Here is a 7,833-nt window from a genome sequence, read left to right on the forward strand (position 1 = left end):
AACGACTGCGGCCGCGGCACCGGCCGCGGCGCCGGCGATATCCGCCCCGGGGCAGTGGCAGTATCGCGAAGGCACGGCGAATGCCGCACCACCCGACGCCGCAAAGACGGAATCGCCGAAAGTCCTTCGCGGCGCGGTCTACAAGATCAGCAAAAGCAACGGCATCACCGAGTACACGAACATCCGGCCGGCCGGAAAGCGCTACCAGGTGCTGTTCACCTATATCTCGACCTGCTTCGCCTGCGACGTGCATTCGAGGGTCAACTTCGCCTCGACCAAGCTCAATCGCGACGCGTTCCGAGCCGAGATCGCCGCGGCCGCGCTGGAGTTCGGCCTCGACGAGGCGCTGCTGCGCGCCGTCGTGCATGCGGAGTCGGCGTTCAATCCGAACGCGCTGTCGAACAAGGGCGCGCAGGGGCTCATGCAGCTGATGCCGGGCACGGCCGACGATCTCGGCGTCGACAATCCGTTCGACGCGACGCAGAACATCCGCGGCGGCGCGCAGTACCTGGCGCAGCAGCTCAAGACCTTCCAGGGCGACGTCCGGCTTGCGACGGCCGCCTACAACGCAGGGCCGGGCAACGTGTCGAAATACGGCGGCGTGCCGCCGTTCGACGAGACCCAGGTCTACGTGTCGCGTGTCGCGACGCTGCGCGACCGCTATCGCCAGGCCAACTGAGCGGATCAGCCGTTCGGGATCTGGATGCGGTTGAGCACCGGACGCTGCACGAGTTCGGCGTCGGCGTCGAAAGCGATGCCGGCACGCAGGCCGGACACGTGCACCTTGGTCCCGGGCGCGAGCGCGGCTTCGTGTTTGCGCAGCTCGAGCGGGTCGTCGATTTCCTCGCCGTCGAAAGTCAGCAGCACGTCGCCGGGCTGCAGGCCCGCCTGCGCGGCAGGGCTCTGCGGATAGACGGCGAGCACCTGCGCGCCGCGCGCGATGTTCGCCTGCGTGGTGTTCGCCGGAATCGGCATGCGGCCGTATTCCACGCCGAGCCAGCCGCGCACGACCATGCCCTTTTCGATGATCTGGTCGAGCACGCCTTTCGCGGTTGCAACCGGAATCGCAAAGCCGATGCCTTCGGCGAGCTGGCGCTGCGGTACGTTGGCCGTGTTGATGCCGACGAGTTCGCCGCGCGCGTTGACGAGCGCGCCGCCGGAATTGCCCGAATTGATCGCGGCATCGGTCTGGATGAATTCCTCGTACGCCCACTGGTCGAGTTGGCGGCCGATCGCGCTCGCGATGCCCATGGTCACCGTCTTGCCGAGGCCGATCGGATTGCCGATCGCGAGCACCACGTCGCCGACATTGACCGGCGGCGCTTCGTCGAGCTTCATGGTCGGCAGGTCTCCCGCATCGATCTTGAGAACGGCGAGATCGGTGTCCTCGTCGCCGCCGACGAGTCGCGCGGTGGCGATGCGGCCGTCGTAGAGCAGCACCTGGATGTCGTTGGAGCGCGCGATCACGTGATTGTTCGTGAGCACGTAGCCGTCGGCGCTGACGATCACGCCCGAACCCAGGCTCTGTTCGCGCCGATAGGCCGGCGGTCCCAGGCTGATGCCGCCGAGCATGCGCTGGGTCAGCGGGTCGACCGACACGATACGACGCTGCGACGCGACGACCTTGTTCGCGTAGATGTTGACGACGGCCGGCGCGGCGCGGGCGACGGCGTCGGCGTAGGAAACGGGGCCGCTGCCGAGGCCGCCCACGGCGGCGGCCGGTGCCGACGGTGTCGGCGCAGAGGCCGCGGCCGGAGCCGGATCGTCGCCGCGCAGACGGGCCGGTGCGTCGGGCCAGAGACGGGTGACGATGAAGGCGATGGCGAGTCCGAGAGTGGCGAATTGCAGCACGAAGGCGAGCGCGCGGAACGCGGGTTTCATGTCGTGTCCAAGGGAGGCGCCGCGAGTGTGCAACGCGCCGAAGCGGGCGGCAGGTTTGATTGTGCGCTGCCGGTTCAGTCGCTAAACTAACACGATTTTTGGGGCCAGCCGTCACGTTGGCCGGTCATCCGGCAGCAGGCTTCGTCTTCAGCGGCACGCAGCGACGGCCGGCGCGGAATCCCTTCCGCCGCCGTGACGTTTCGCGACAGCCGGTGCAGCCGGGCGCGACGACCCCGAACGTATTCCCAAGTATTGAACCGGAGATCCGGATGGCGAACGAAGGCGTCAATCATGGCCGCCGTCGGTTCCTCACGGCCACGACTGTAGTCGTCGGCGGTGCAGGTGCCCTCGCAGCGGCAGTGCCATTCATCAAGACCTGGCTGCCCAGTGCAAAGGCGAAATCCGCCGGCGCGCCGGTGCAGCAGGACATCAGCAAGATCGAAGTCGGCCAGATGGTCATCACCGAATGGCGCGGCCAGCCGGTGTGGATCGTGCGCCGTTCGCCCGAGCAGATCGGTGCACTCGCTTCGCTGAACGCACGTCTGCGCGATCCCGACTCGAAGAACGAAGATCAGCAGCCGAAGTACGCGCAGAACCTCTATCGCTCGATCAAGGAAGAATGGCTCGTCATGATCGGCGTCTGCACCCATCTGGGCTGCTCGCCGAAGTTCCATGGCGAGATCAAGCCCGAGCCGTTCGACGCGGAGTGGAAGGGCGGCTTCTTCTGCCCCTGCCACAAGTCGCGCTTCGACATGGCCGGCCGCGTGTTCGAGGGCGTGCCGGCACCGACCAACCTCAAGGTGCCGGACTACCACTTCACCGACGACAAGACGCTGGTCATCGGCGTCAAGCCGGAAGGAGCCGCGTGATGCAGCCGAGCCGCCTCAATCGCGCCGTCACGGATCTCCAGGAGTGGTTCAACTACCGCGCCAAGGCTTTCGGCCCCGTGTACCGCAAGCACATGTCGGAATACTGGGCGCCGAAGAATTTCAACATCTGGTACTACTTCGGCTCGCTCGCGCTGGTCGTGCTGGTCAACCAGATCCTGACCGGCATTTTCCTCACCATGCATTTCAAGCCCAGCGCGCTCGAAGTCGCGCCGGGAATCTCCGAAGCGTTCGCGTCGGTCGAGCTGACGATCATGCGCGACGTCGAGTGGGGCTGGCTCGTGCGCTACATGCACTCGACCGGCGCCTCGGCGTTCTTCATCGTCGTCTACCTGCACATGTTCCGCGGCCTGATCTACGGTTCGGCGCAGAAACCGCGCGAACTCGTCTGGCTGCTCGGCATGCTGATCTATCTGGTGCTGATGGCCGAAGCGTTCATGGGCTACGTGCTGCCCTGGGGCCAGATGTCGTTCTGGGGTGCGAAGGTCATCATCTCGCTGTTCGGTGCGATCCCGATGATCGGCGACTCGCTCGTCGAGTGGATCATGGGCGACTACCTGCCTGCCGATGCGACCTTGAACCGCTTCTTCGCGCTGCACGTGATCGCGCTGCCGCTCGTGCTGCTGCTGCTCGTCGTGCTGCATCTCGCCGCGCTGCATGAAGTCGGCTCGAACAATCCGGATGGCGTCGACATCAAGAAGGTCAAGGATGCGAACGGCAAGCCGCTCGACGGCATCGCGTTCCATCCGTATTACACGGTCAAGGATCTGTTCGGCGTCGGCTTCTTCCTGACGATCTGCGCGTTCGTGCTGTTCTTCGAACCGACGTTCGGCGGCTGGTTCCTGGAACACGACAACTTCGTCGCCGCGAACAAGCTCGTGACGCCGGAACACATCAAGCCGGTCTGGTACTACACGCCGTACTACGCGATGTTGCGCGTCGTGCCGGACAAGCTCCTCGGCGTGCTCGTGATGTTCGGCGCGATCGCGGTGCTGTTCTTCGTGCCGTGGCTCGACCGCAGCCCGGTCAGGTCGATCCGCTACCGCGGCTGGATCTCGAAGGTCGCTTTCGGCGTGTTCGCGCTGTCCTTCATCTGGCTCGGCAAGATCGGCGCCGGCCCCGGCACGGATCCGACCGAGACCATCATCGGCCGTGTGCTGACGTTCCTCTATTTCGCGTTCTTCATCACCATGCCGCTATGGACGAAGATCGATTCCACCAAGCCTGTTCCGGACCGGGTGCCCGCGCATGATTAAGAACGCCATGACCAAGGTCGGTCTGACGCTGGCCGTTGCGTTGGTTTCGATCGCGCCCGCCGCTGTCGCCAGCAGCGGCGGCGCGCTGCAGCACGCCAATACGCGCCCCGACAACATCGCCTCGGTGCAGCGCGGCGCCAAGCTGTTCATGAATTACTGCGTCGGCTGCCACTCGCTGCAGTTCGTGCGCTATTCGCGCCTGTCCGAGGATCTCGGCCTGACCGAAGAGCAGGTCATGAACAACCTGAACTTCACCGGCGCAAAGTTCGGCGACACGATCGTCTCGTCGATGCCGGCCGCCGATGCGGCGGTATGGTTCGGCAAGGCGCCGCCGGATCTCTCGCTCGAAGGCCGTTCGAAGGGCCCGGACTGGATCTACACCTACCTGAAGTCGTTCTACGTCGACCACTCGCGTCCGCTGGGCTGGAACAACAGCCTGTTCCCGGGCGCGTCGATGCCGAACGTGCTCTGGGAAATGCAGGGCCTCCAGCACGCGAAGATGGGCCACGCGAAGGAAGGCGGCGACGCGCACATCGAGGGTCTCGAACTCGTGCAGCCCGGTACGCAGACCGCGCAGCAGTTCGACGAAACCGTGCGCGACCTGACCTCGTTCCTGCAGTACGCGGCCGAGCCCGCGGCGCTGAAGCGCCAGAAGCTCGGTGCCTGGGTCGTCCTGTATCTCGCGTTCTTCACGTTCCTGGCCTGGCTGCTCAAGAAGGAATACTGGAAGGACGTGCACTGATGCGCGCGGCGCGGCGGGAACCCCCGTCGCGCCGGCCGTTCCCCGGCGTCTAGGCGAATCCCTGGGCGCGTAGTAGATTCGGCGCAGGCGACCGGGGACGGTCGCCGCACCGTGTCAGGGGAGAGGCATGGCCTTGAGTACCCGTTCGCGCACGATTCTCACGCTGTATTCGGCCCGTGATTGCGTCCAGTGCCATCGCGTCCGCCTGATCCTCGCAGCCAAGGGCGTCACTTACGATCTGGTTCTGGTCGACCCGGCCAAACCGCCGGAGGACCTGATCGACCTGAATCCGACGCAAAGCGTCCCCACGCTGGTCGATCGCGATCTCGTGCTGTACGAAACATCGGTCGTTGCCGAATATCTCGACGAACGCTATCCGCATCCGCCGTTGATGCCGATCGACCCGCTGTCGCGGGCTCGGCTGCGTCTGGCGATCGTGCGCATGGAGCGCGACTGGCTGCCGCTGGCCGAGCAGTGTTCCGGCAGCGGCAAGAATTCGGAGTCGGCGCGCAAGAAGCTGCGTGAGGCATTGATCGGCGCGCTGCCGTTGTTCAAGGCTGCGAAGTTCTTCCTGAATCCGGAAATGAGTCTGGCCGACTGCGCGCTGTCGCCGCTGATCTGGCGGCTTCAGGCGCTCGGCGTCAGCCTGCCGCGCGAAGCGCAGCCCATCATCGAGTACGGCGAACGCATCTTCCGCAATCCGGGCTTTACCCGAAGCCTGACTCCAGACGAGAAATTGTTGCGTGACTGACAATGACGCCGGCACCGCCGGCATGACCTCCAACCGACCGTATCTCGTCCGCGCGATCCACGAATGGATCAGCGACAACAATCTGACGCCGTACCTGCTCGTCGATGCCGCCTGGCCGGGCGTGCTCGTACCGCCGCAAGCGGCCAAGGACGGGCGCGTCGTACTGAACATCGCGCCGCGCGCGGTCGCGGGACTCGAGATCGGAAAGGACTGGATTCGTTTCAACGCGCGTTTCGGCGGCGTCAGTCATCGTGTGGAAGTGCCGCTCGGCGCCGTGCTCGCGATCTACGCCCAGGAGAACGGGCAGGGCATGATGTTTCCGGCCGACGATGCCCCGCAGGCGCCGCCGCCGGCCAGCGGCAACGGCGATACCGAAACGCCGGGCGCCAAGAAAGGCAGCCATCTGCGCGTCATCAAGTGATCGGCGGTTCGATATCGATCTGCGTTCGTGTGCGCTTCGCCATGCGCGCGACGTTCATTCCAGCCGGGCGACCCCCGCGAGCGCCACATCGTCGGGGCGCAGCGGCAGGCTGAAATTCTCGAGTCGGGCGCCGTCGAACTGCAGGCTGCCCGGGTGGCGGTTCGTGCCGTCGGTGCTCACGTCGAAACTGTAGTGCCGGCGCAGCGCGAAACCGCCGGAGCGCTGCCGTACGAGGGCAATGCGGCGCAGGCTGACGGACTGGTCCAGCAACTGGACGCCGGCGCGGCCGCAGAGTTCGCGGCTCGCGCGGACGGCGCGGTCGCGCGCGCGCAGCGCCGACTGCCAGACCAGTGCGGCGGCACCGAGGATCATCAACAGCAGCATGGCTTCGATCATCGGCCGAGTGTGGTGCCGGTTGCGGTGAATCTCAACGGTTTCGGCGACGCGGGCACGGTGGTGATGCGGAGCACGACACGTCCACGTCGCAGTTACAGTCCTTACAATACCGCCGCAGCTGGATTCGCCAAGTACAGGGGAGTGCGAAGGCCGTGATCGAAATACCCGGTTACCAGATCAAACGCGAGATCGGCCAGGGCGGCATGGCCAGCGTCCATCTTGCGGTGCAGACGTCGCTGGAGCGCCAGGTCGCGCTCAAGGTGATGTCGCCCGCGCTCGCCGCCGATCCGACCTTCACGCGGCGTTTCCTGCAGGAGGCGCGCACTCTTGCGTCGCTTGCGCACGCCAATATCGTCCAGGTGTTCGATGTCGGCGTGACGCCGAACCAGCTGCACTATTTCTCGATGCAATACCTGCCGGGCGGCGATTTCGTCGCGCGCGTGCAGCGCGGACTCGACGAAACCGAGCTCAAGCGTGTGCTGACCGGCGTTGCAAAGGCGCTGGCCTATGCGCACGAGCGCGGCTACGTGCATCGCGACGTCGCGCCGGGCAACATCCTGTTCGATTCCGCCGACAACCCGGTGCTGACCGATTTCGGCATCGCGCTGGCCGCGAGCCAGTCGACCCGGATCACGAGCACGGGATTCTCGGTCGGCACGAGCCACTACATGAGTCCCGAGCAGGCGCGCGGCGGCGACATCGACACGCGTTCCGACCTTTACAGCCTCGGCGTGCTGGCCTGGTACGGGTTGACCGGAAAACCGCCCTACGACGGCGCCGACGGATTTGCGGTCGCGTATGCGCACGTCTTCGAAGCGATTCCGCGCCTGCCTGCATCGCAGGCGCATTGGCAGGAACTGATCGACCGCTGTCTCGCGAAGGATCCGAAGGATCGCTACGTCAATGCCGACCAGCTGCTCGCGGCGCTCGACACGGTACCCGTGCCGCAGCGCGCGAAGAACGGCAGCGACGCCGGTGCGCGCAGCGCCGAACCGGCGCCCCCCAAGCCGGTGCCGCCGACGGTTGCGGCGCCGCGGCCGGAAGCGGCCAAGCCGGCTCCGGCGAAACCGGCACCGCCCGCGCGCAGCGCGCCGGCGGCAGCGCCGAAGCCGCGCGCCGACTCGTCCGGTGAAGCGCGTCGCGGCGGCGGCATCTGGCTCGCCGTCGCCGGCATCGGCGTCGTCGGTGCCGCGGCGCTCGGCGGCTGGGTCTGGTTTTCGTCGCGTTCACCGGCACCGGTCGCTCCGGCGACCGCCGCCGTGACCGCGCCGACGACCCCGGCACCGACGTCGGCACCGACACCGGTCGCCGCCACGCCGACGCCTCCCCCCACGGACCCGGCGCCGGCCGCCGCGACTCCGCCGCCGACTGACGTTGCGACGGAATTGCCGGCAACGCCCGCGTCGGGCGAACCGGTTGCCGACCCGCCGGCACTTGCGTCGATCGATGCGAGTTCGGTTCCGGCCGACGCGTCGGCCGTCGGCGAGCCTGCCATGGCC

The 7,833-nt window shown here is 66.5% G+C and carries 9 protein-coding genes; 7 read left to right on the forward strand and 2 right to left on the reverse strand.

Features of this window, described 5'->3' with window-relative positions; translation table 11 throughout:
• A partial coding sequence (locus tag VLF18_RS15595) for a lytic transglycosylase domain-containing protein (protein ID WP_325280558.1) occupies positions 1–679 on the forward strand: 679 nt, incomplete at its 5' end.
• Positions 680–684: 5 nt separating this feature from the next.
• Here the strand turns inward: VLF18_RS15595 and VLF18_RS15600 are convergent.
• On the reverse strand, positions 685–1,881 hold the full coding sequence (locus VLF18_RS15600; RefSeq protein WP_325280559.1) for a S1C family serine protease: 1,197 nt from the start codon (positions 1,879–1,881) through the stop codon (positions 685–687).
• A gap of 269 nt (positions 1,882–2,150) precedes the next feature.
• Between VLF18_RS15600 and petA the strand changes: the two genes are divergently transcribed.
• From petA to VLF18_RS15625, 5 genes are all read left to right on the forward strand, one after another.
• Positions 2,151–2,750 carry a ubiquinol-cytochrome c reductase iron-sulfur subunit gene (petA, locus tag VLF18_RS15605; RefSeq protein ID WP_325280560.1) on the forward strand — a complete coding sequence of 200 codons (600 nt, stop codon included), beginning with the start codon at positions 2,151–2,153 and terminating at the stop codon, positions 2,748–2,750.
• Positions 2,750–4,024: a cytochrome b gene (locus VLF18_RS15610; protein ID WP_414717233.1), complete on the forward strand. Its 1,275-nt coding sequence runs from the start codon at positions 2,750–2,752 to the stop codon at positions 4,022–4,024. Before petA ends, VLF18_RS15610 begins: the two co-directional genes overlap by 1 nt.
• A complete protein-coding gene (locus VLF18_RS15615) occupies positions 4,017–4,766 on the forward strand; it encodes a cytochrome c1 (protein ID WP_414717234.1) in 750 nt (249 codons plus the stop codon). The genes VLF18_RS15610 and VLF18_RS15615 overlap by 8 nt, the downstream gene beginning before the upstream one ends.
• 127 nt (positions 4,767–4,893) lie before the next feature.
• The gene (locus VLF18_RS15620) at positions 4,894–5,517 is read left to right on the forward strand and encodes a glutathione S-transferase N-terminal domain-containing protein (RefSeq protein WP_325280561.1); all 624 of its coding nucleotides are present in this window, start codon (positions 4,894–4,896) and stop codon (positions 5,515–5,517) included.
• A 22-nt stretch (positions 5,518–5,539) separates the two neighbouring features.
• Complete coding sequence (locus VLF18_RS15625) at positions 5,540–5,938, forward strand: ClpXP protease specificity-enhancing factor (protein WP_325280566.1); 399 nt, start codon at positions 5,540–5,542, stop codon at positions 5,936–5,938.
• A 54-nt stretch (positions 5,939–5,992) separates the two neighbouring features.
• Here VLF18_RS15625 and VLF18_RS15630 read toward each other — a convergent pair whose 3' ends face one another.
• Positions 5,993–6,322, reverse strand: coding sequence for a DUF3301 domain-containing protein (locus VLF18_RS15630; RefSeq protein WP_325280562.1), 330 nt, complete (start codon positions 6,320–6,322; stop codon positions 5,993–5,995).
• A 164-nt stretch (positions 6,323–6,486) separates the two neighbouring features.
• Here VLF18_RS15630 and VLF18_RS15635 point away from each other — a divergent pair.
• Positions 6,487–7,833, forward strand: a 1,347-nt coding sequence (locus VLF18_RS15635; RefSeq protein WP_325280563.1) for a serine/threonine-protein kinase, incomplete at its 3' end; no start/stop codon positions are given.

Source organism: Tahibacter sp. (genome assembly GCF_035481375.1).
GTDB lineage: Bacteria > Pseudomonadota > Gammaproteobacteria > Xanthomonadales > Rhodanobacteraceae > Tahibacter.